We start from the raw sequence: 23,844 nt of genomic DNA on the forward strand, positions 1-23,844 counted from the left end.
ATAATCCTATTTTTAAATTAATAGTTAAAATAATTTAATTGATATTGTTAGGTTGATTTATTTACTGTGGTTTTTTCTAAATTTAAAATTGATGGTTATATTCGATTCTAAAATCGGTACCAGTGATAACTTCACCAAAATTCCAGAATGCCCGTATATTACTCTGGCTATCTATTTGGTAACTTGCAGCCACTTCATGCTGCCAACCATAAAAATCGCTCGCGAGCTCTACACCACCAAGTTGGGTTGTATACATGGGGTTATAGTTGAGCCAAATATTGTCCGTGACGTCGATCTTGGAATACGAACCGATCACCGCAAAACTAGATGGAATGGTGTAGCCAATAGAGCCTTCATAGTCGGCGCCTGGTTTGATCAAGTGTGAATGCACATCTGCAACTGACAGTCCCACACCGGCAAGAGGATACAATTGCACTGGCCCTATGCTTGGTAATGCTTGAATAAAGGAGTAAGAAGTAGAACCTACTTTGTTATCGAAGTCCCAGTTCAAATCAAGTTGAGAGCCCAATCCACTCTCTATGTTTACGTTGAAGTGGCGATAGCGCAACGAGTCAAAACTGTCATCACCTTTTAGGCTTAAACTTTCGGCAGCAAAGCCTTTTACCTCTAGAACATGCATAGCCATTGTTTCATCATTTCTTGTGTCATAGGCTTGGCCAAACTTAAAATTAACACCTTTATTTGTAAAACCTAATCCTGCTTGAGAATAGACAGCCATAGGGTCAGACATGTCCTGATATTCATCCGCAAAAACTGAGGTGAATGATAATGATAAAATAGAAGCAAGTGCTAACGTCAAATTTGATTTGTTTTTATTTAATAATTTCATACTGTTCTCTCTTATTTATTATGCTCTCCTTTGCAATTGCAATTATTAATTTAACTGCATCATGATTTTTTAATTAACCCCGAAGCGAGATTGTTATTCCTAAACAACCTCGTTTCGATAGAACAATATTAAATAATTAAATTTAGATTCGGAAATGAACTAATGAACATCAAATATTACCCAGAGGCATATCTGACGTATCTTAGCTTTCGGATCCAAAGTTGTCAGAGGTCTAAAAAGAGGAAAAGTCAGCCATAAATGATTAAGGTGTAGTCAGTATTAACTGAAAAATAAGATGAAAAGCGTTGAAAGAATATGGAGAGAGGCAGGATATGCAGTTTACTACGTCCAAGAATAAAGAGTCTCTCTGGAGCTTTAGAGGTTTTCTGAGTGGTTAAGCAGTTAAGTAATCCAATGGAACAAAATTAGGAAACTAGGAGGGAGGCCAGTGGTGGTTCTACAACTTCACTATCCGAAACAACCGCGTATCGATTGAAATTCAAACACTTTATCTACGATACATCTTGAATTCATCGGCAAAATCTCAGATACGCCCAAACAGAGTTCCAGGACTTGATTGGGCATGTTGTAAAGTTTAAGTACATAGAACGAACTACAACAAACGGTTCTTATACTGCTCTGGCGTTTGGTTCGCGTAACGTTTGAACATGGTGATAAATGGACTTGCTTGGTTATAACCCAATGTAAGAGCGACCTCTTTAACCGATTGGCCGTTTCTCAACAAGTCCATTGAGTAAAGGTAGCGCACTCGCAGTCGCCACTCGGTAAAGCTCATTCCAAGCTCCGTCTGGCAGTGGCGAGAAAGGGTTCTTTCCGTGGTGTGGACACGTTCAGCCCAATCTTTCAGTGTCACTTCGTCGGTTGGGTTCTCTTCAACAGAAGCCAATATAGGCGCTAGATACTTATTGTCGGTTGAAGGCAAGAAGTGATGCTCAACCTCACGCTGCGCAAGCTGATCAAGCAGTACCTGGACAAGCCTTTGATCTTGTTCTGTTTCCGCAACATTTATTCCACGCTCGCGAAAGTCATCGATGATAGAAGACACAATCGGCGTGATCTTTATAAGACTGGTTTTTTCTGGCAAGTGTTGCGTGAGTTCTGGCGCGATATTTAGCGAGCAGTAGTCCAGAGGCTTACGGTTATAACTGCAATGCATCACCCCGGCCGGTACCCAAATCGCCAAATGTGGTGGCGCCAGAAATCGGGTGCTTTCCGCTTCCATCTCTAATATACCGCCACTGATCAATTGAACCTGTCCCCATGAGTGGCTATGAACTCGGGTTTCAGTATTCGAAAGAAACGCTTCAAAATTCATAAATACGTTGGATGGTGCCTTATCAATTGATAAGGATGGATGAAGGTTTCTGGAGTGTTTTTTCAAACTTGTCTTCCTATCGCGCCTGATGTCTTTCTAAAGATACTTGTAAGTATAACGACCTGTCAAACTAGCCGCATCAACTCATTTGCGACGGAATTCACATGCATTATCTCTTACCATTTTTTACAGTCTGTATCTGGGGCGCCAATGCAATCGTCAACAAGCTTGCTGCAAGCACCATAGAACCGAGCGCAATGAGTTTTTACCGCTGGTTTTTTGCGATGTTAATTCTCACGCCTTTCTGTATTCGCCCGGTGATGAAGCAGTGGACTGTCATTAAGCCAAACCTATCGAAATTAGCGTTCCTCGGCTTTTTGGGCATGGTGTTGAACCAATCTCTAGGGTACTACGCAGGCTTAACCACAACCGCTTCCAACATGGCATTGATCACGTCTTTAGTCCCGTTAATCAGTGTGTTTCTAAGCGTTCCTTTGTTGCACAAGTCGATTTCTAGTTTGAGTATTGTGGGTGGTGTGTTGTCACTGTCAGGCTTAGCTCTGATGTTAGGTAAAGGCGATCCTTTATTCTTCATGCATCAAGAGCTGACTCAAGGCGATGGCTATATGCTGATTGCGGCCTTTGTTTATGCGTCTTACTGTGTGCTATTGAAACGCTGGAAAATGCCGATCAGTAGCTGGGTGGTGATTTACATTCAGGGTCTGTTTGCTGTCGCGATGCTTACGCCACTTTGGCTTACCAGCGAACAGCTTTTACCACCGCAACAAGCGATCCCATTGATAGCTTACGCCGCGGTTGCCGCTTCAATTTTAGCGCCTTGGATGTGGGTGAAAGCGATTGACACCATTGGTGCTGACTCAAGCGCGATGTTCATGAACTTGCTTCCGGTTGTTGCGATCGTATTAGCCGCGACATGGCTTGGCGAAGAGATTAACCAGTTCCACATCATTGGTGGTGTTATGGTGATTTCAGGTGTCATTCTTGCTCAAATCAAAAGAAAACCAAGGCTTGAGGCTCCTCTCCCTCAACAAAGCTAAACACATTACCCAACGCTCACATTAGGGTAAATATTCAAACTCACTTTTCTCACAGTGCCTACTCCCCAGTAGGCACTGTTGTTTTATTCACAAGCCTTTCAAATGCTTTTAATACGCGTTCATTGTAGTTGCAACATGTTACCGACTCAGGTTTAATGCATTGAGTACTGTTTAAGTTGTAAAAGGAATTACAATGACTCAACCAACGATCCCTGCGATCATCTCGTCCCTGCTTGCTTTATCCTCGGCTTCAAGTTTTGCTGCGACTGTTCCTGCTAATGCACCATTAGCTGAAGAACTATTAGCTGAGGAACAACATTTTGTACGTGGCAACGGTGCAGAGCCCAACACACTAGACCCAAGCTTCGTAAATTCAGGTATGCCCGGTGACATTATCGTCAATGATATGTTTGAAGGCTTTGTGATTGAGGACAGTGACGGGCAAATCATCCCAGGGCAAGCCAAAGAGTGGTCTATCAGCAAAGACGGCAAAACAGTGACGTTTGTATTGAAAGAGAACCTCAAATGGTCGAATGGCGATCCAGTCACTGCATCTGATTTTGTGTTTGGTTGGCAGCGAGCTGTGTCTCCTAAAACAGGTAACAACACGGGTTTTGTTTTTTCGACGGCTAACATCGTGAACGCTAGCGAGATTCTATCAGGAGACAAAGATCCCTCTGAGCTTGGCATCAAAGCATTAGATGAGCGCAAGGTTGAAATTTCACTTTCAAAACCTACGCCCTACTTTATGAGTTTAATGAGCATCAAGACCTTTTTCCCTTTGCCTACTGAGTTGGTTCAAGAGAAAAGCGACCAATGGACTCGCGCAGAAAATATCGCGACTAACGGTGCTTACACTTTGAGTAAATGGGTACCCAACGAATACGTGGAAGTCGTGAGAAACCCAAATTATTGGGATAACACATCGACAGTCATCAACAAGGTGACCTATCTCGGTCTATCCTCTCAAAATGCCGAGCTTATCCGTTATCAAGCGGGTGAAATTGATATGACCAATCGCGTTCAGCTTGAGTACTACCAGAAATTAATCCAAGAAAGCCCTGAACAGATCAAAGCGCAAGCTCTACTGGGTTCTTACGTCTATTCATTCAATACACGTCAAGCACCCTTTGATGACGTAAGAGTACGCCAAGCACTGAGCATGGCCGTCAATCGTGAGATTCTGGTCGAGAAAGTGACAGGTCAAGGTGAGCCAGAAGCATACAGCGTGACGCCGAATAATATTCCTGACTACACAGCGCCTTTGTCCGAATTCAATTCTCTAGACAGCGAGCAGCGTTTAACCAAAGCCAAAGCGTTACTTGAAGAAGCGGGATACAACGAAAACAAGCCGCTCAAGTTCACCCTGACATACAACACCAGTGAGAATCATAAAAAGATCGCTATTGCGATTGCCTCAATGTGGAAGCCACTTGGCGTAAAAGTCGAGCTAGAGAACATGGAATGGAAAGCCTATGTTGCAGCGAAAGGGAGTGGCGACTATCAACTAGCTCGATCATGGGCATTTGGTGACTATCCAGAACCTTCTGCACTATTAGAAGCCTTCACTTGTGATCACACAGCAAATGAGAGTGGCTACTGTAATCCAGATTATGATGAGCTCTTACAGCAAGCGAGTAAAACGGAAGATCAGTCTAAACGCTTTACTTTATATCAGCATGCTGAGTCGTTACTCAACGATTCTGCAGCAGTTATGCCTCTGTATCACTACAATCACACACGATTAGTGCGAAATACACTAAAAGGCTTCCCAAACAATAATCCGAAAGGAAATATCTACGCGAAGGATCTATACTTTTTAAAACAGTAAAAGTGAGCTGATAAGAAAACAATAATCACTACCACTTTAGTGGTAACTGGGATACAGTCACTTTAACTAAACCAAATCAACAGCGGTTAGTTGGCTAACACAAAAAAGGTACCGACATGAGTACCACACGGCTTAGAAACACCTAGCATTGCGCTAGGTGTTTTTTTTTGCAATCGACCTATCTAGTGACTTAATCAGTATTTCTATTCTCTTGCTTGATATCACTTCATCCATGTTTGCCATTCGCCGGATACGCCTTTAAGCACCAATATTCATCAACTGATCATCTGTTTGAAAAAAATAGTCTTAACCGTGAAATTATCCGCTTTAACTTATGTCATCTTAAGTATATTGTTACTAGTAAGTAACAAGCATGTTATGCAGCAAAATAATAATGAAGGAAGATAGATGAGCAGTAGCAATAGCCGACAAGATGGTAAACGAGACGTTACTCTGCGTTTTTTAGCTGAACCCGGGGATGTGAACTTTGGTGGTAAAGTTCATGGTGGTGCAGTAATGAAATGGGTCGATTTAGCGGCTTATGCTTGTTCTGCTGGATGGAGTGGTAAGTATTGTATTACCGCTTATGCCGGTGGTATTCGATTCGTTGCCCCAATCCATGTAGGGAACCTTGTTGAAGTAAGTGCGAAGGTCATCTATACAGGCTCATCTTCCATGCACATAGCTATCGACGTTCAAGCCAGCGACCCTAAAGAGCTCAATAACCGACTAACGACTCACTGTATCGTTATTATGGTCGCTGTCGATGAAAATGGTAACCCGACAAAAGTGCCGGAGTGGACGCCAGAAACGCCAGAAGACATAGAATTAAGAGATTCAGCTATTCGTCTAATGAACATGCGAAAACAGATCGGCGAAGAGATGGAAGCGCACGTGAAGTACCTTAAGTAAAGCCCACCAACCGCTCTACCCTACAAAACCTTATTACTATGCCAAGTACCTGCTTGGCATTTGCTTATCTAACCCCTTAGCTCTATGTATCTATACAAGGCACGCCTATGAAAGCGTGATAGCCAGCCAAAGGTTGAAATGAATCGAAGCTGTCTCTCGGATTTATTTTAACTGTAATAAAGTCGTCATTTTGCTCTGTTTAAATACCGCCAATCATAATGGATGTATTTGAATTTCCCGGAGCCACTCTTGAGCGTCACACGCCCCACTCTTAGCGAATCTACACTGAACAATTTAAAGGCTGTTGAGTACCAATGGGTTAGAACTTTGTACGTCGAAGGCTACGACAGCAATGAAATCAACCACTACATCCAAACTTGTTTTGGCGGTGACCAGACGTTTGCGGATCTATTTCGCCGTGTGGCACTCGATCAAGAAAGCATCTATGTGCTGTTGCAGCATCTTGGTTGTGCTCCTTCTAGTAGAGAATTCTAATCCCAACATCTGATTCCCTCTTAGCTTTAAATCGAAACATGCTTCCAAGCAAATTAATAACCGGCAGTGATGATTACTCGCGATACATCAACAGTCGCCTGCCGTTATAGACATTTCCTGTGTAATCTGGCTAATCGTTGCATACAAATCATTGAAGTATCACGCATTGGATTATTAGCAATATATCAATAGATCGACAGCCCCTTATACTGAGTGTCTGATTTGTGAGACTCGTTCATGCCTTCAAGTAAGAGGAATGAGTCAAGAAAAGCGTAGAAGAGAAGTGACTCGAAGCTTTTAATACTAAAGCGCTTATCAGCACAATAACGGGGATGGATACAAGAGTTGACGAGTAACGCTGACACAAAAAACAAAAAGTAGTAGGCATAAAAAAACCCAAGTAAATACCTGGGTTAGAGTTACAAAAACCACTAATCATTAATAGCGTAAGGAACCTGATTAGTAGCCAGCTATGCGTAACCTGAGGGTTATTTTTATTACTGATCGGCGGCCAAACCAAATGATGTAATAAAAATGCCAATATAGAGCGACCTAACGGTCGCTCTTTTTCTTTCTTATAGGGTATAGCTTATCCTTTTACACCACCTGCCGTCAAACCGCCAACTAACCAACGTTGAGCAAGTAAGAACACGATAGTAATCGGAAGTGCTGATAGTACAGCCGCTGCCGCAAAGTCACCCCAAAGATAGTTCTGAGGGTATAGGTACTGCTGCATACCTACTGCTAGCGTATAAGAGTTCACATCTGTAAGTAGGATAGACGCTACTGGCACCTCACCCACTGTCGCGATGAAAGATAGGATAAACACAACCGCTAGGATTGGCACAGACAGCGGTAGTAGAACCAGTCTGAATGCTTGCCAAGGCGTTGCACCATCAAGGGCTGCAGCCTCTTCCAGAGAGTTATCAATCGTTTCAAAGTAACCTTTAATCGTCCATACGTGCAGTGCAATACCACCTAGGTAAGAGAAGATTAGACCACCGTGTGTGTTCAAGCCTAAGAACGGGATGTATTGACCAAGTTTGTCAAACAGCGCGTAGATTGCTACTAGAGCCAGTACTGCAGGGAACATTTGGAAAATCATCATCGCTTTCAGGATAGTTTCTTTACCTTTGAAGCGCATACGAGCAAATGCGTAAGCCGATGTCGTTGACAGTGCCACGATTAAAATCGAAGTAACACCTGCCACTTTAATCGAGTTCCACAACCAAGTCAGTACTGGGAACGGAGGTGCCGTTACCGAGCCATCTGCGTTCGTCACTGAAATACCCAAAGCTAGCTTCCAGTGTTCCAATGATGGGTTATCTGGAATCAAACTACCGGTTGCGAAGTTACCTTCACGGAACGAGATCGCGATGATCATCAGTAGTGGGAAGATAATCATTGCCAAGAAGCACCACAACACTGCATGCGTTGCCCACACTCGGTATTTAAGGCCTTTACCTTGTACCATAGCCATTGTCGAGCTCCTTAATCTTGAGACAGTTTAGTGAAACGAAGGTTTAGTAACGCTAGTGCACCAACCAATAGGAAGATAAGCGTTGCGATAGCACTTGCTAGACCGAAGTCTTGACCGCCGCCGCCTTCGAATGCAATTCGGTACGTGTAGCTTACAAGCAAGTCTGTGTAACCCGCTGGCTCAGAAGTACCAATCATGTTCGGGCCACCGTTCGTCAATAGTTGAATCATTACGAAGTTGTTGAAGTTAAAGGCAAACGCTGCAATCAATAGCGGTGTAAGCGGTTTAATCATCAATGGGAACGTAATGCGCTTGAAGTTATCAAGGAAGTTCGCACCATCGATTGCTGAAGCTTCGTATAAATCATCAGGAATCGCTTTAAGCAGACCCATACATAGAATCATCATGTAAGGGAAACCGAGCCATGTGTTAACCATCAACACCATGGTTTTCGCAAGAATCGGGTCTGAGAACCAGTTCGGGCTTAAGCCGAAGATATTCTCGAGCACCATGTTGATCTCACCAAAGCTTTGGTTGAATAGACCCTTAAAGATAAGAATCGAGATGAACGCAGGTACGGCGTAAGGCAAAATCAGTAGAACACGATAAATAGAACGACCTTTCAACTCTTCCCATTGCACGATGTTAGCCAGTACAAGGCCGATAACTAGCGTGAAGGCAACAGTACATACCGAGAAGATAACCGTCCAAATAAAGATGCTGATAAACGGTTCTTTAATGCCGTCATCTTTCCATACACGCTCAAAGTTATGCGTACCAATGCTAACCACGAAACCTGGAGAGATGGTATTACCCGTAAACTCACCGTTTGCATCAACAGGCTGGTAGAAACCCACATCCATATTTGGCTTCAGAACTTCACCCGTTTCATTGTTGATTAACGTTTCTTCATCGTCTTGTAGCGTGTAAAGCGGAGCAACAGAAGCAAACTTACGTAAGCCACTCATGCGGATGTCACCACCGTCCGGTAGATTGAAATCAACACCACTGATCGCTGCTCGGTTTTGGATGATTGCTTTGATCTTCTCTTTTTCACCTTGCGCAGACTCGATAACAGATAGGTCCATCTCTGTTTCTGTCATATTGTCTAGAGAAAATACGTCAGTCGCTAACAGTTGGTCGCCATCTTTTACAACGATCTGGTGACCGTCATCTGTCTTGTACAAAGTAAATGGGTAGCTCTCACCGCTTTGGAAAGAACGGTCTAAAAGAACGGTTTGAGTACGCTCTAGAGAAAGCTGGTTTTTCGCGCTGTAGTTAGTAAACGCAAGCCCTACGGTGTATGCCAATGGGAAAAGAATGAACAAGATCATTCCGGCAATACCTGGGTAAATATAACGGTGGGCGTAAGTTTTTTTACTACCAAAAATGTAAAGTGCCAAAGCCGTTAAGATCACCGTAAGCAGCGCAAAAGCGAGCTCACCGCGAGAATACATTAGAATTGTAGCGTAGCCGTTTATTAAGCCAACGCTACCAAGCAACCCCCATTTGATGAAGACGCTTTTACTGCCTGGAAGGCTTGATGGTGCTGGGATAGCATCTGTACCTTGAACTGACTGCATAGAGGAACCTGCTAGCGATATAGATAAAAAATAGAAAAGTAAGGAGAGGTTACCCCCTCCTTAAAAGGTAGTGCCTGGGTGTTACTTAACCATACGACCTTCAGCAGCTTTTAGTGCTTGGTCTACTGATTGACGGCCGTCAACTACGTTGCCGATCGCTTCTTCCATGCTGTACCAGAATGTTGTGAACTGAGGGATGTTAGGCATGATTTCACCGTTCATCGCGTTGTCCATTGTTGCTGCAATACGAGTATCGCTGTCTAGTTGACGTTGGAAAGAGTTAAGAGCAACAGCGCCTAGTGGCTTGTCGTCGTTCAGGCTCTTCATACCTTCATCAGTTAGTAGGTAGTTTTCCATGAACTCAACAGCTAGGTCGCGGTTTGGAGACGCAGTGCTGATACCACCCGCCCATACACCAACGAAAGGTTTAGACGCTTTACCGTTGAACTTAGGTAAAGTTGTTACGCCGTAATCTACGCCAGCTTTCTTGATGTTTTCCCAACCCCAAGGGCCGTTGATTGTCATTGCAACGTTACCTGCAACGAATTCAGACTCAGCTACTGAGTAATCCATGTCTGCAGAGATAACCTTGTCTTGTACCATCTTCTCGATGAAACCTAGAGACTTCTGAACACCGTCAGTCGCTACGCCCGCATCTTTAATGTCGTAACCTTCTGCAGTCTGTTTGAATGCGTAACCGCCGTCAGCTGCAAGTAGAGGCCATGTGAAGTAAGCGCCGCCACGTAGAGGCCACATGATTGCTTTCTTGCCGTCTTTTTTAAGTTCAGCATCAAGTGCTGGGATCTCTTCCCAAGACTTAGGTGGGTTAGGAACAAGCGCTTTGTTATAAATTAGAGAAACTGACTCAACCGCTACAGGGTATGCGATTGTTTTACCTTCGTATGAAACAGCGTCCCATGCGAAGTCTACGATACCTTCTTTAGTCTCTTTAGAAGGTTTGATATCAACAAGAAGTCCCGCTTCTGCATAGCCGCCAAAACGGTCGTGAGCGTAGAAGATCATGTCTGGGCCATCGCCCGCTGCTGCTACTTGAGGGAATTTCTCTTCTAGCTTGTCAGGGAAAGCGACTGTTACTTTAACACCAGTATCTTCTTCGAAGCGTTTACCTACTTCAGCCATGCCTTCATAAGCTTTGTCACCACCTACCCAGATTGTTAGTTGTCCTTCTTCGATAGCAGCATTTGCACCAAAAGAACCCAGAGCAACTATTGTACCTAGAGCTACAGCGCTTAGAGCGTTTTTCATGTGAATATCCTTTTTATATTTATACGTAGGGCACATCTACCAAGACGAGCCAGTTTTCGGAGGTTATGATCTGAGAAAACAGACCCTAGCTCATCATCCTAGCCACTACGCCCTAGCTATTATGGCTTAAATTCGTGATCGCCATCCGGTCAGATTAGAGACTGCAATCACAAAACGCATACTCATCGTGATCAACATCACCGTTACGTGGTGGATTTATTTGAACTGGATCGCCAATTATTAATAACCCCATTTATCTACTCCTCCCCTCCTACTCCCCCTAGTTAATTTTCCATTAGGAGGATGTACCCTTACGCCAATTCACCGAAACTGCATTCATCCAAGAGTGGATAGTAAGAACCCTTTACCGGCAAGTGTTATGCGTTGACGCATTATTCATTTAGTTGGCTTCACTGCCCGCTGGTGTCTTATATTAGCATCGAGCTAAATCTGTGATTGAATCACGGGGGAGGTTTAGCTGGATGTGGGGGAAATGGGCATCAGTTTGGCTATGACGGGTGGGCTTGGTTAAAGAAGCCAAGTCTCACCCACTTTTTTCTTACTCACTCAATACTTACCAATTCCTACAGTTACTGCTGACCCAAAAATTTCTTATAATGATAAGCAGTAAAACTTAAAATTTGATCGATCGAGGACAAGCTAGATGGCGAGTGTCACGTTAAAAAACGTTTATAAATCATATGGTGATGTACAGATTTCTAAGGACGTAACCTTAGACATCAACGAAGGTGAATTCGTAGTATTCGTAGGACCATCAGGTTGTGGTAAATCGACGCTATTACGTTGTATCGCAGGTCTAGAAGACATTACGTCTGGTGATTTGTACATTGGCGACCAACGCATGAATGACGTTGAACCGTCAAAGCGTGGTGTGGGTATGGTATTCCAATCATACGCGCTTTACCCTCACCTTAACCTATATGACAACATGTCTTTCGGTCTTAAGCTAGCTAACGCAAATAAAGCTGAGATCGACAAGCGTGTTGAACATGCTGCAGAAATTCTTCAGCTTGGCCACCTTCTTGAGCGTCAACCTAAAGCGCTTTCTGGTGGTCAACGTCAACGTGTTGCGATTGGTCGTACTTTGGTTTCTCAACCAAACGTATTCCTACTTGATGAGCCTCTATCAAACCTAGATGCTGCACTACGTGTTCAAATGCGTTCGCAAATCACGAAACTACAGCGTCAACTGGGTTGTACCATGATCTACGTTACCCACGACCAAGTGGAAGCGATGACAATGGCGGATAAGATCGTTGTTCTTGATGGTGGTTATGTATCTCAAGTCGGTAAGCCGCTTGACCTTTACCACTATCCTCAAAACCGTTTCGTTGCTGGCTTTATTGGTTCACCGAAGATGAACTTTATGTCGGTACACATTGAGCAAGCTGAAGCAGAGCGCGTATTGGTACAGCTTTCTAACGGTATGACTTTCTGGATTCCTGTTGACGGGACGACGGTTAATGCTGGCGATCGTATGTCGCTGGGTATTCGCCCTGAACACTTGATGTCTGCTGAATCAGGTGACGCGACGATTGAAGCTGACGTGATGATGGTAGAGAAACTAGGTAACGAAACTCAGGTTTACCTAAACCTTGAAAGTGCCGATGCTGATGTTATCTATCGCCAGCCAGACACGTTAAAAATCGAATCAGGTGACAAGTTGGCGATTGGTATTCCAGCGCACCGTTGTCACCTGTTCCACAGCGATGGCCGCGCATGTCGTCGTTTGTACAAAGAGTACGGCACAGACTAATCGCTTAGCCTTTTAGGATATAACTTGCCCATATCGAATCCCTCTTACTCAGTAAGGGGGATTTTTTTTATGCGCTGGAGACGGTTTCACTTACATTGAATAGTTCATGAGTCAGCCACTAGGTCTTTCGCTAGCGGCAATAAAAAAGGCCTAGCAACCGCTAGACCTTTATCTGTTAGTCAGGCTATAAACCCAACCGCTAATATCACTTCTTTCAGACAAAAGACCTGCCTAAATCAACTTAGTGAATTGGCGTATCATTCTGTTTGTTGAACTGGCCAAAATGCTTCTCTAACACTTCTGGTGTCAGTTTGCCTTCCGCTTCTAGTCGCTTGAACTCAGCAACAATTGCTTTTTGCTCTTCAAGTGATGGCAGTTTCACCTCAGGCTCATCACCCATCTCTTGAGTCATCTGCTCTAGTTCTTTTTCAAAATCGCTCATGATACATACTTACCTAAATATTAAACCTAATCAGATTTTACTCATTTCCGCCCTATGATGCTAGGTTGATTGAAAGCAAAGCCCGAAACCAGATCAAGCTAAAGGCAGTTAGAGGCAAATTAGCGCACCAATAAAAAGAGCCGGATTCACGATGAAATGACCCCAGCTCTTCGTCTATATCCCTTTCTAAGCCGTGTTATAGCTTGAAAGAATTAAAGCTTAAATGAACCAACCATCTTATCTAGACGAGACGAAAGGTCTCGAAGCTCTTGGCTCGCCTCAGCAAGTTGCTCAGCCGTGCCCGTTGTGACTTCGTTGATCGCGTTGATCTCTTCAATGTTCTGATTGATGGTGTGAACTACGGTTGATTGCTCTTCCGTTGCCGTTGCCACTTGAGTGTTACGGTCTGTGATATCAACGATACGGTCTGAAATGCCACCCAGCACGTCCACCGCTTCATCCGACGCTGATACACCTTCAAGAGTAATCACTTTACCCGCACTCATTGCGGTCACCGCGTCTTTAGCATCGCTTTGCAGTTGGTTGATCATCTTCTGGATTTCTTCCGTTGAATCTGCAGTACGACTTGCTAGGTTACGAACCTCATCCGCTACAACCGCAAAACCACGACCTTGCTCACCGGCACGGGCTGCTTCAATCGCTGCATTCAATGCGAGTAAGTTAGTTTGCTCTGAAATATCACGAATAACACCCAGAATAGAACCGATGTCTTGAGTTGTAGAAGCCAGTTGCTCTACTACCTGACCTGTGCTTTCAATATCTTGCGCCAAACGACTGATCGCGTCTTTTGCTTTGTTCACCACAGAGCGGCCTACTTCCGTATTGCCTGAAGCTTGAGTTGCCGTTTCTGCTGCGGTTGCCGCGTTCGATGCAATCTCGCTGATGGTCATACCCATTTGGTTAATTGCAGCAACTACTTGAAGCGTTTGGTCACGCTGTTCTTGGCTGTTGTCGTGAGTAATATGCGCTTTATTAGAGACACTCTCTGCTGCCACTTGAAGCGCCTGGCTTGTCGAACACACCTCTTTCATCGACTCGTGAATCTTTTCAATGAATCCGTTGAAGCCCTTTGAAAGCTGTGCAATTTCATCGTTGCCTTTCACTTCGATACGCTGTGCAAGATCACCGTCGCCTTCGCCAAGGTCACCGAAGCGCTTAGCCAACAGCTTAATTGGCTGGGTGATGCTATTTGCTAGCACTACGCCCATTAGGATAAAGACTAACGCCACAACCGCAGTCATGATCAGCATCTTTTGTGCTGTCGCATCTAACTCTGCAAATACTTCACCAGTCGGAACTACACCAATGACAAACCAGTCCATTGAAGACACATACAAGCTCGCTACAAACAGCTCTTGTCCTTGGCTTTCAGTGGTAATCAGATTGAAACCCGATTTGTTCAGTAGTTGATTTGCTTGAGGGCCGTAAAGTTGTTGAAGTGAAGAATCACTGCGAGAACGTTCACGGTGAATTTGAACATCACCTTGGCTATCGGTTAAGAATACGAAGCCTGTATTTTCAATCTTAAAACCGTTTAGCAGGTTAACCATGTCATCCATCGACTTTGATAGACCTGACATCGCCAAACCAGAAGGCTGTTGGTAGTTAGCAAACATCTTAACTTCGCCATTAGCTTCTTGGAACATGCTCACCATGGTTGGCTGACCAGATTGAGTAAAGCCAAAGAACCAACCATCTTGTTGTTGGTTTAGCTGACGCAAGAATCCGTTTTGGTTCCAGTAATATGCAGTTTGACGGTTCGCTACCGATGCATCATTCAACTTATATTGGTTGCGAACATTGTTCAGCTGTTTAACCAGTTTATTTTCTAGTGCTGGATCGCGATCGGTCGATTCAATAGCATCAGAAATAAATTCATTTGAAGCAATTTGCTCCGCCGCTAGTAATAGCTGAGAGACTTCTCGGTCAATTTCACCATTGATTCGCTCTAGCATTCCTGGAAGTTCAATATCGATCAATCGATGACTTAGTACATCTCTTGCTTGCTGTTGCGCCATCGCGCCGACAATCACTGTCGATGCAAGAACCGCGAAGGTAATTCCAAGTACAACTTTTTGCTTGATACTCAGAGAGTTAGTTTTAAACATATTGGGACCTTTAAAAAGAATCGCTCGTTATCGGTATACCCTGAACAGGACTTTTTAGTGCACGCCAACAGCAATGCACAATCTGAGTGATGTATCGGCCACAACCAATAAAACTAGAGACTTTTCTCTCAAAAAATTGCAAATGTGATGTAACAACTAAATTATTTAACCTTGGAGTAATCATCCATCAGGAAATGTGATTATTTAGCTTTATTCAAATTCATTATGTGTGACGCGATATTTACCTAGCTAACCCTTCCAAAATGAATGTATTTAGCTTGTCTTGATTGATGATATCAATACGGCGATAACCTATTTCAATCATGCCTTCCTTCGCTAGCAACTGGAGCGAACGACTCAGTGTCTGACGAGTACATCGAGATAGATGGGCAAGTTTGTCTTGGGTATACAAGATTGGATTTAACTCATTAGGAGCCCCATTCAAACGGCTTACCAATAGAAGTAATTTAGCTACGCGATAGTCATTTTTGAGAAGCACAGATTCTGTCGTCCACTCCATCAAGAGCCGGAACCGAAAACTGATTTCTCGAATCGCAATCTTATAAAGTTGAGGGTAACGGTCAGCGATAACTCTCATTTTTTTGACCGGAATGGCCACGACTATACAGTCAGACGAAGAGTAGAAGTTATGATTAGTAGGATGATCGTCAAAGCAGCCAATCCACGTCAACCAACTGCAAGGGCCTAACATGGCGATACATGCCTCATCACCACTTTCGCTATAACTCATCAATTCAATATGCCCCCTAACGACAAGACGCATGGTATCTACAACAGCATGAGCTGAATTCAGTAATGTCGGTACCTTATAGACTTCTATTTTCGCAGCACTAACTATTTCCTCAACAGCTTTCGGGTCTAGCTGATTTAGTGTTGGATCATTTCTTAAAACCAACTCAAGTATCGAGTGCTGCTCTTCACTGCCCATCGTAGGAACAAAATTAGAATGTAAAATTTTACACATTGTTCTCATCCAACCCCTGATAGCTTGTTAATTAATTGTTAAATACAGATTAGCAATTTATCGAATAGAAAAGCTAGGAAAACCACAAGGTCGTGAAACGAGGATTCAAGAATGCAAATACCATGCGTAATCACATTGAGCCGCTGGCTCATTAAAGGCTCTATAGCAACAGTTTTAATTACCTGCGCTAGTTGGAGTACGATCTCAATAGCCAACGATAAGTTTGGGGGGATCCCCGGCGAAAGAACATGCTTCTTCCGTTATGGCCCCGTATCTGCAGACCCATATATCAACGTTGCCTACCCCGATGCTGCGGTCAAATATTGGGGAGCAGCTTTTACAGTACCGGATGGTGCCAAACTAAGGTTAGAGGGACAATTCCCACATTCTCGCTACATGTCGTTCATTAGCTATGATGATCGTGGAAGGCCAGTGCAATCCTTACCGGATTATATGATCAAACCTAGCCAAAGCAGCGTGAACCCTTTCAGGGAGCAGAGTCAACGTGACAGCGTTCTTAGAAGCTATCAAATCAATATTCTCAACTCTCAACCAAAAACCGATTACACCGCAGGCCAAATACGTGATGGTGTTGAAATGGATGAGTTGCATACGCCGAAGTCCTCAGCCAATCAGCAGGTGGTCATTTACCGTATCTATGCAAGAGATGAAAACACTGATGGCACAGGGAACACTGCATTACCGCAACCAGTGGTCACTCTTGCTTCAGGAAAAGAACTGCGTGGACAGGAAGCGTGCGATTCTCTGCAAAGTTCACAACCCTTAAAAGCTCAGTTGAATGCGCTAGGAATCCCAGTCGAGAAATACCGAGAGTTAGTTACACAACCCAACAAACCCGCGGGTTTCCCTGCGACAAATCCATCTACATGGCATATTCAGTTAGATCGCAAAAGCTTATTAGGCATCTATACAGGGCAAATAAATCCAGAAGCTCGACGTAGTACCGGTGGCTTCTATCCCAACCTAGATAACAACTATATAAGAACCGTCGTAAACCGAAAACATGGCCCAGTATTCGTGCTCAGAGCCAAAGCGCCAGTGACGCCAAAAACTTTCCATGGCGAAAAGATAATGACCAGAGGTGACCTTCGTTATTGGTCGGTTTGCTCGAATAAAGGCTTCGCTGTAACCAAAGTAAACGACTGCCTGTACGATGAAGCGATTCCAGTGGACAAAGATGGGTATTACACCATCGCCGTAAGTCGCGCGGCCGATAGGCCACGTAATGCCTTTGCCCAGTGCGGTGTAGGCTGGTTACCAATGGCCGATGATGGCGATGGTATTATTGATAAAGATGCATCCATTGTTCAAATTCGTCACATGCTCGCAGCGCCAGAATTCAGCCACGCCATACAAAATATCCAACAAGATAAAGATATTGCCCCTGTGATGGGGGAATACTACCCAAGAACCTTCTACACCACGACCAACAACTTCGAGCTCATGATTCCTTGCTCGGGGTAATACTCTCCATCTGAATAACCAATTAATAAAACTATGAAATGGCAGGTTCCCCGCCTGCCATCTATGACCGAATACCATCAATTTCTGAGGTTGTCATGCTACCCAAGCTAATATTATGTCTTGCCGTTCTTTCCGTAATAATGACGGCACAAGCATCACCCACTTTAAAATCAAAACAAGTCGAAGACCTTGACGATCCTACAGCACTAACGTCATTTCTGGGGATACGAACCGGAACCAATGGATATGGCGCTATAGCACAATTTGGATTCAACAGCCCCGACAGTGCTTTGGGTCACAACAGCTTCATTCAATTTAAAGACGATTTTGAAACCGTACACTTGCGCCACTTTTCAATCTATAAACAAAGTGGGACAGGATTGTTTGTCGATATGCAGCGCAACAATGCCAATGCAATTCCCGTTAACCGAGCTTCTGTTGGCGCAATCCAGATAGTCCCTATATCAGATAAGCTTAGAATCAACCCAGCCCTTTTATACGGCGAAACCTGGACAGACGATAAGAAAGCTCAAAAAACACTATTTCCAAATACGTCGATCATGACCTTATATACTTTCATTCGCTGGCAGGTCGCCGACGACTGGTTCGTCAATTTGGTACCTCAATATACCTACAGCGTAAATGGACGAAAGATTCGCTTGTTTGAACTCGTGACACAACTTGGGCACAACATAACCAAGGAGACGAGCATGGCGATAAATACCGATGAAGACGACAACTTCTGGTTAACACTAAAACACGCCTTTTAAGTCTGACTATGGTAAAACTCATTGAGACTAGCTGTGTTGTGGCTAAACACTTGTAAATCTTTTCAATTTTGGAAAAATAAATTACGCAAATGTACTGGAACTTTTTCCTCGAAATCAGTGACCAATACTCAAAATAAAAATCAAATGGATACCCAGAGAGTCCAAAATGCACAAATCAAATTTCGAAGTCCTTCAAAACTATTTAGAGTCTCAAATCATTGGTCAGCAAGAGCTCGTCAAGCAACTGATGATCGCACTACTTGCTGATGGTCATATTCTTGTTGAAGGTCCACCGGGGTTAGCGAAGACCCGAGCAGTCAAATCACTCGCTGATTGCGTTGAAGGGGATTTCCACCGTATTCAATTCACTCCCGATCTGTTGCCTGCTGATTTGACGGGTACCGACATTTTTCGTCCTGAAACTGGAGAGTTCACCTTCCAATCAGGCCCGATTTTCAACTCACTGATTCTAGCGGATGAGATCAACCGAGCTCCGGCGAAAGTTCAAGCGGCAATGCTGGAAGCGATGGCAGAAAAACAAGTGACTGCCGGTCGAAAAACCTATGCGCTGCCTGAGCTATTCTTGGTCATGGCAACACAGAACCCGATTGAACAAGAAGGGACTTATCCGCTGCCGGAAGCTCAGTTAGACCGTTTCTTACTTCACCTAGAAGTTGAATACCCAGATATGGAAAGCGAGCTTGAGATCTTACGACTCAACCGTGGTGAGGCTCAAGGCAACGGATCAACTCAGCCACAAGAAATATCTCAGCAAACGATCTTTGAAGCGCGCCAAGAAGTGCTCAACATTCACATGGCAGACACCATTGAGCAGTACATCATCAGACTGGTAATGGCGACTCGCCAACCTAAGCAATACAGTGACCAACTTGATCAATGGTTAGACATGGGTGTCAGCCCGCGTGCAACCATTGCGTTAGACCGTTGTGCCCGCGCTCACGCTTGGCTTGCAGGACGAGATTACGTCACTCCACAAGACGTTCAAGCGATGGCATTCCCTGTGTTACGCCACCGTCTACTGCGCAGCTACCACGCACAAGCTGAAGGTGTCACCGCAAACCAAGTGATCGCACACCTTATTTCATTGGTTGGCAGCGCATAGGGATACGCGCATGAATAATCAACTACCCAACCATAGTGACGGCGTCACGTTGAATCTAGATGAGCTACTGCAATATAAAGCGCAGTCTGTTCGCTGGTTGCCTCCAGCCAAGAGCCTTTGGTCGCAACTTAACGGTCAACACGAGAGCAACCGCAAAGGTCGTGGGATGAATTTCTCTGAAGTTCGTCAGTATCAAGCGGGAGATGACATTCGCAGCATAGATTGGCGTGTGACGGCGAGAACGGGCAAGGCGCATACCAAATTGTTCTCTGAAGAAAGGGAGCAACCTGTCATTCTGTTCTTAGACCTTTCAAGCAGTATGATTTTTGGCTCAACCTTATTGCTGAAATCGGTTCAACTTGCACACTTTGCTAGCCAACTGTGCTGGCTCACTGTGGCTCAAAAAGACCGAATTGGCGCGGTGATCGATACTGGCAAAGAGGTCATTGAGATTAAGCCAAGTGCAAGCAACCATGCTCCACTGCGTATTTTGCAAAAAGTCATAGAAATCAACAATGCGGCACTGTCTAATCACGACAATCATAATGACACGACCTTAGAGCATGGACTGAAATCTCTGCACCAGCTTTGCCCTAAAGGAAGCGATATTATTATGCTCAGTGACTTTGTGCGTTACCAAGAAAGTGACTACTCACTTATCAGTCAAATTCGCCGACACAACAGAGTACGTCTGGTGCATTTCTACGATCCGCTAGAGCAAGGTGAAACCGCCTATAAAGGTTCTAAACAGGTCACCGATGGCAGCAAAACTCAATGGTTTAATTTCTCTTCTAATAAAGAAAAGCAAAAGCTTAACCATGCTTTTTCGCTTAAGAAACAGCAGCTGCAACAGATGGGGTTGTCTCTCGCGATACCTTATAGCTCGCTGTCGAGTGCGCAGTCACTCATGAGCCAGATATCAGGAGCTCAGTCATGAAACAGCCCTTAGATTTAAGTCCGGTTATTGCGCCAGACGCACCGACTTGGTGGCCTTTGGCGTGGGGCTGGTGGGTAGTGATTATCACAGCCATTGTCCTGATTGCCTTGGTGTTTTTTATTGTAAAACGCAGAAAAAACAATCAACAGGCGAAGCAAGAAGCGCTGTCCTACTTTAGTAATAGTCAGTCCCAAGATGGCTTGTCTCCGAGCAAAGCTCAAGACATCGTTCGTCAGGCAGCTCTGGGCTATTTCCCTCGTGAAAAAATTGCAGGCTTGTCTGGTAATGATTGGTTGGAGTTCTTAGATGCGCAATTAGCGAAGCCGTTGTTCGCCGCAAAACAATCCCAGTGGCAACAAGCGCTCTATCAAGATGCCGCCTTAATGAACGACGAACAGAAAAAGGCTCAACAGCAATTGGTTAATGACTGCGAAACTTGGCTTCGTAAAGCCCTTCCTCCTAAGCGAGGTCATTATGAGTGATTTTCTAAGCACTATGTTTCTAAGCAGGGACTTGCTAAACATCGAGTTCGTTTGGTGGTGGATGTTCTTCATCGCGCCACTGCCGTTGCTCGTTTACCTGTTCTCACCAAAGTCAGAATCAAGCAATGCCCTAAGGCTTCCATTTCTGCCAGAAGACAGCAATACCAAAACACCGAGCAGTCGCTTACCAAAGGCGTTGTCCGTGATTATCTGGCTTCTGTTGGTTACGGCGAGCGCACGCCCTGTATGGTATGGCGAACCGGTGGAGTTTCAGCCGAAGCATCGTGATTTAATGTTAGTTGTCGACCTCTCCTATTCGATGAGCCAAGAAGACATGCAGTTCAATGGCGAATACATCGATCGCTTGTCGGCTGTGAAACGCGTATTGAGTGACTTTATCGAGCGTCGTAAAGGTGACCGAGTGGGCCTTGTGCTATTTGCTGATCACGCCTACTTGCAGACGCCGCTTACGCTAGATAGAGATACGCTTTCACAACAGCTCAATCAAGCGGTGTTAAAGCTTATCGGTACTCAAACCGCGATTGGTGATGGTATTGGCCTTGCCACCAAAACCTTTGTCGACAGCGATGCCCCTCAACGTGTAATGATTCTACTCAGCGACGGCAGTAATACGGCCGGGGTATTAGACCCATTAGAAGCGGCGGATATTGCAAAGAAATACGACGCGACGATTTACACCGTGGGTGTCGGTGCAGGCGAGATGATGGTCAAAGAGTTCTTCATGACGCGTAAGGTTAATACTGCTCAAGATTTGGATGAACGCACACTAATGGAAATTGCCAAGCGCACTGGCGGTCAGTACTTCCGTGCGCGTGACAGCAAAGAGCTAGCGACGATTTACGACACCATCAACCAGTTAGAACCCGTGACGAACGCTACTAAGATCTGGCGACCACAACAAGAATGGTTTGTGTGGCCACTGTCGGCGGCAATGTTCTTCGCATTTATGCTGTTAGCCATTAGGAGAAACAATGTCTAACTTTAATTTTATCTACCCATATTGGTTCTTGGCGCTTGCCGTGCTGCCCGCTATTTGGTGGCTGAGCAAGACACAATCCAAGCAAGGATTACTCGCGTCACACATCGCTCGATACTTGGCGCCAGAATCGAGTAAGCCGTCGAAAAATCGCAGTACTTACTTCGGTATTTGGTGGCTGGTCGGCGTTATTGCGCTAGCTGGACCAAGCTTCGAGAAAAACGAACAGCCTAGCTTTGAAAAAACGCAGGCACGAGTTGTGATCATGGATATGTCGATGTCTATGTATGCCACCGATATTAAGCCGAATCGATTAACTCAAGCCCGATACAAGGCTCTGGATCTGCTTTCATTATGGAAGGAGGGGCTAACAGGCATGGTGGCGTATGCTGGAGATGCTTACACCATTAGCCCGCTAACGTCAGACATCAACACCATCAAGAACCTAGTCCCTAACCTATCGCCAGATATCATGCCTTATCAAGGCGGTGATGCCGCATCAGCCGTTAAGCTTGCGATTGATATGATGACTCGCGCTCATATCTACCAAGGCGATCTAGTGCTAATTGCTGACGATATTGATGCTCAAGAGAAGAAACAGATCGACTCGCTACTCTCTGGCAACGATTGGACATTGTCGATTCTAGCTGTAGGGAGTGAAAACGGTGCGCCAATCTCGTTACCTACGGGGTCGATGCTACAAAGCGACTCAGGACAAACCGTGGTGGCAAGAACCAACTTGAAGAACATGCGCGAGCTTACACGCAGCTATGGTGGCACGTTCACTGAAGTTCAATTTGATAACTCAGATGTTGAACACATCGCGAGTTACCTCGACCGCGTTGCAACAACATCAGAAGTCACCAAGACCAAAAACTCACTCAACACCAGAGTGAACAACGGTTTCTGGTTACTGCCTTTGCTATTACTTCCCGCACTTGGATTATTCAGGAAAGGGGTTATTTGGTGCGCTTTAGCCGGAGTGATCTCTATTAGCCAACCAAATACTGCGTTTGCGAACCCGTGGAAAACCGATGATCAAGTAGGCTATCAGCTGTATCAGGACGAGGACTTCCAACAAGCTGCTGAACAGTTCACCCAGCAAGAGTGGAAAGGCATTGCTCAATACAAAGCCGGTGATTTCGAAGCCGCAGAGCAGACGCTGCAAGACCTTTCTGGTGAAGATGCTCGCTACAACCTTGCTAACGCCCAAGCCCAACAAGGTAAGTACGACCAAGCGATACAAGAGTATCAACGTATTCTTGAAAGCAACCCTGAGCATGCTTATGCGAAGAAGAACCTAGAGATTGTCGAACAGGCTCAGAAGCAACAGCAACAGCAACAGCAACAGCAACAGCAAGACGATTCTGACTCCAAAGACCAGAAAGACCAAAATCAGCAAGGTCAGCAAGGTCAGCAAGGTCAGCAAGGTCAGCAAGGTCAGCAAGGTCAGCAAAATGATTCTTCGCAAAGCTCTCAGGATCAACAACAAAACTCTGCTGACAACGGCAAGTCACAAGATCAAAGCAGTAACCAAGATCAACGTGGTAGCCAAGATCAAAACTCAGCTCAAGGCCAACCTGAAAATCACTCTGACTCTGAAAAGTCTCAACAAGACGACAAGCAAGCCACTCAACAAAGTAAGAGTGATCAGCCGAAGCAGAGTGATCAAGAAGGCACTACACCTGAAAATGCTAGCGCACAACCAGCTTCAAAAGAAGATGGTGAGCAAAGTGGTCAGCAAGCTGTAGCACAAACCTCAGATCAACCTCTGTCGAGCGACCCTGACATGCGAAAACTTGAGCAAGTAGAAAGCGCCCGTGACCCGAGCCAACTACTTAAAGCTCAAATGATTTTACAAGCACGACAAAAAAGTGCTCCTAACAACCAGAACAAAAAGTGGTAA

Annotated in this window: 20 protein-coding genes; 12 read left to right on the top strand and 8 right to left on the bottom strand. The window is 44.7% G+C overall.

Annotation, left to right across the window (positions count from 1 at the left end; translation table 11 throughout):
- Nucleotides 1-82: 82 nt before the first annotated feature.
- The gene (locus MSG36_RS00730) at nt 83-850 is read right to left on the bottom strand and encodes a hypothetical protein (RefSeq protein ID WP_060980582.1); all 768 of its coding nucleotides are present in this window, start codon (nt 848-850) and stop codon (nt 83-85) included.
- A 613-nt stretch (nt 851-1,463) separates the two neighbouring features.
- The gene (locus tag MSG36_RS00735; RefSeq protein WP_123283566.1) at nt 1,464-2,252 is read right to left on the bottom strand and encodes a helix-turn-helix transcriptional regulator; all 789 of its coding nucleotides are present in this window, start codon (nt 2,250-2,252) and stop codon (nt 1,464-1,466) included.
- A gap of 98 nt (nt 2,253-2,350) precedes the next feature.
- Here MSG36_RS00735 and MSG36_RS00740 point away from each other — a divergent pair, with 98 nt between their 5' ends.
- The 4 genes from MSG36_RS00740 (at nt 2,351) to MSG36_RS00755 (ending at nt 6,482) form a co-directional block, all read left to right on the top strand.
- Nucleotides 2,351-3,244 carry a DMT family transporter gene (locus tag MSG36_RS00740; protein WP_248365808.1) on the top strand — a complete coding sequence of 298 codons (894 nt, stop codon included), beginning with the start codon at nt 2,351-2,353 and terminating at the stop codon, nt 3,242-3,244.
- A gap of 193 nt (nt 3,245-3,437) precedes the next feature.
- Nucleotides 3,438-5,075, top strand: a complete 1,638-nt coding sequence (locus MSG36_RS00745) for a peptide ABC transporter substrate-binding protein (RefSeq protein WP_248365810.1) — start codon at nt 3,438-3,440, stop codon at nt 5,073-5,075.
- A 408-nt stretch (nt 5,076-5,483) separates the two neighbouring features.
- A complete protein-coding gene (locus MSG36_RS00750) occupies nt 5,484-5,987 on the top strand; it encodes an acyl-CoA thioesterase (protein ID WP_060980585.1) in 504 nt (167 codons plus the stop codon).
- A 249-nt stretch (nt 5,988-6,236) separates the two neighbouring features.
- On the top strand, nt 6,237-6,482 hold the full coding sequence (locus tag MSG36_RS00755) for a hypothetical protein (RefSeq protein ID WP_017065644.1): 246 nt from the start codon (nt 6,237-6,239) through the stop codon (nt 6,480-6,482).
- Nucleotides 6,483-7,071: 589 nt separating this feature from the next.
- On the opposite strand, the gene malG is transcribed toward MSG36_RS00755, so the two are convergent.
- From malG to malE, 3 genes are all read right to left on the bottom strand, one after another.
- Nucleotides 7,072-7,962 carry a maltose ABC transporter permease MalG gene (gene malG / locus MSG36_RS00760; RefSeq protein ID WP_048609790.1) on the bottom strand — a complete coding sequence of 297 codons (891 nt, stop codon included), beginning with the start codon at nt 7,960-7,962 and terminating at the stop codon, nt 7,072-7,074.
- An 11-nt stretch (nt 7,963-7,973) separates the two neighbouring features.
- Nucleotides 7,974-9,545 carry a maltose ABC transporter permease MalF gene (gene malF, locus MSG36_RS00765; RefSeq protein WP_017060049.1) on the bottom strand — a complete coding sequence of 524 codons (1,572 nt, stop codon included), beginning with the start codon at nt 9,543-9,545 and terminating at the stop codon, nt 7,974-7,976.
- An 81-nt stretch (nt 9,546-9,626) separates the two neighbouring features.
- Nucleotides 9,627-10,811, bottom strand: coding sequence for a maltose/maltodextrin ABC transporter substrate-binding protein MalE (malE, locus tag MSG36_RS00770; RefSeq protein WP_017060048.1), 1,185 nt, complete (start codon nt 10,809-10,811; stop codon nt 9,627-9,629).
- Nucleotides 10,812-11,475: 664 nt separating this feature from the next.
- On the opposite strand from malE, the gene malK reads away from it, so the two are divergent.
- A complete protein-coding gene (malK, locus tag MSG36_RS00775; RefSeq protein ID WP_017060047.1) occupies nt 11,476-12,588 on the top strand; it encodes a maltose/maltodextrin ABC transporter ATP-binding protein MalK in 1,113 nt (370 codons plus the stop codon).
- A 241-nt stretch (nt 12,589-12,829) separates the two neighbouring features.
- Here malK and MSG36_RS00780 read toward each other — a convergent pair whose 3' ends face one another.
- From MSG36_RS00780 to MSG36_RS00790, 3 genes are all read right to left on the bottom strand, one after another.
- Nucleotides 12,830-13,030, bottom strand: a complete 201-nt coding sequence (locus tag MSG36_RS00780) for a hypothetical protein (protein ID WP_010431457.1) — start codon at nt 13,028-13,030, stop codon at nt 12,830-12,832.
- A 212-nt stretch (nt 13,031-13,242) separates the two neighbouring features.
- On the bottom strand, nt 13,243-15,159 hold the full coding sequence (locus MSG36_RS00785; protein WP_061016383.1) for a methyl-accepting chemotaxis protein: 1,917 nt from the start codon (nt 15,157-15,159) through the stop codon (nt 13,243-13,245).
- Nucleotides 15,160-15,400: 241 nt separating this feature from the next.
- Nucleotides 15,401-16,144, bottom strand: a complete 744-nt coding sequence (locus tag MSG36_RS00790) for a Crp/Fnr family transcriptional regulator (protein WP_081090048.1) — start codon at nt 16,142-16,144, stop codon at nt 15,401-15,403.
- 111 nt (nt 16,145-16,255) lie between these two features.
- Here MSG36_RS00790 and MSG36_RS00795 point away from each other — a divergent pair, with 111 nt between their 5' ends.
- The 7 genes from MSG36_RS00795 (at nt 16,256) to MSG36_RS00825 (ending at nt 23,844) form a co-directional block, all read left to right on the top strand.
- Nucleotides 16,256-17,629 (top strand): hypothetical protein, encoded by a 1,374-nt coding sequence (locus MSG36_RS00795; protein WP_248365812.1) that lies wholly within the window; start codon nt 16,256-16,258, stop codon nt 17,627-17,629.
- Nucleotides 17,630-17,769: 140 nt separating this feature from the next.
- On the top strand, nt 17,770-18,399 hold the full coding sequence (locus MSG36_RS00800; RefSeq protein ID WP_248365814.1) for a hypothetical protein: 630 nt from the start codon (nt 17,770-17,772) through the stop codon (nt 18,397-18,399).
- 166 nt (nt 18,400-18,565) lie between these two features.
- Nucleotides 18,566-19,522 (top strand): MoxR family ATPase, encoded by a 957-nt coding sequence (locus MSG36_RS00805; protein ID WP_061016377.1) that lies wholly within the window; start codon nt 18,566-18,568, stop codon nt 19,520-19,522.
- Nucleotides 19,523-19,532: 10 nt separating this feature from the next.
- Nucleotides 19,533-20,459, top strand: a complete 927-nt coding sequence (locus MSG36_RS00810; RefSeq protein WP_050650974.1) for a DUF58 domain-containing protein — start codon at nt 19,533-19,535, stop codon at nt 20,457-20,459.
- Nucleotides 20,456-20,941 carry a DUF4381 domain-containing protein gene (locus MSG36_RS00815; protein WP_248365816.1) on the top strand — a complete coding sequence of 162 codons (486 nt, stop codon included), beginning with the start codon at nt 20,456-20,458 and terminating at the stop codon, nt 20,939-20,941. Before MSG36_RS00810 ends, MSG36_RS00815 begins: the two co-directional genes overlap by 4 nt.
- Nucleotides 20,934-21,941, top strand: coding sequence for a VWA domain-containing protein (locus tag MSG36_RS00820; RefSeq protein ID WP_248365817.1), 1,008 nt, complete (start codon nt 20,934-20,936; stop codon nt 21,939-21,941). Before MSG36_RS00815 ends, MSG36_RS00820 begins: the two co-directional genes overlap by 8 nt.
- Nucleotides 21,934-23,844 carry a VWA domain-containing protein gene (locus MSG36_RS00825; RefSeq protein WP_248365818.1) on the top strand — a complete coding sequence of 637 codons (1,911 nt, stop codon included), beginning with the start codon at nt 21,934-21,936 and terminating at the stop codon, nt 23,842-23,844. Before MSG36_RS00820 ends, MSG36_RS00825 begins: the two co-directional genes overlap by 8 nt.

This window comes from Vibrio sp. 1CM8B, from assembly GCF_023161685.1.
Taxonomy (GTDB): domain Bacteria; phylum Pseudomonadota; class Gammaproteobacteria; order Enterobacterales; family Vibrionaceae; genus Vibrio; species Vibrio coralliirubri.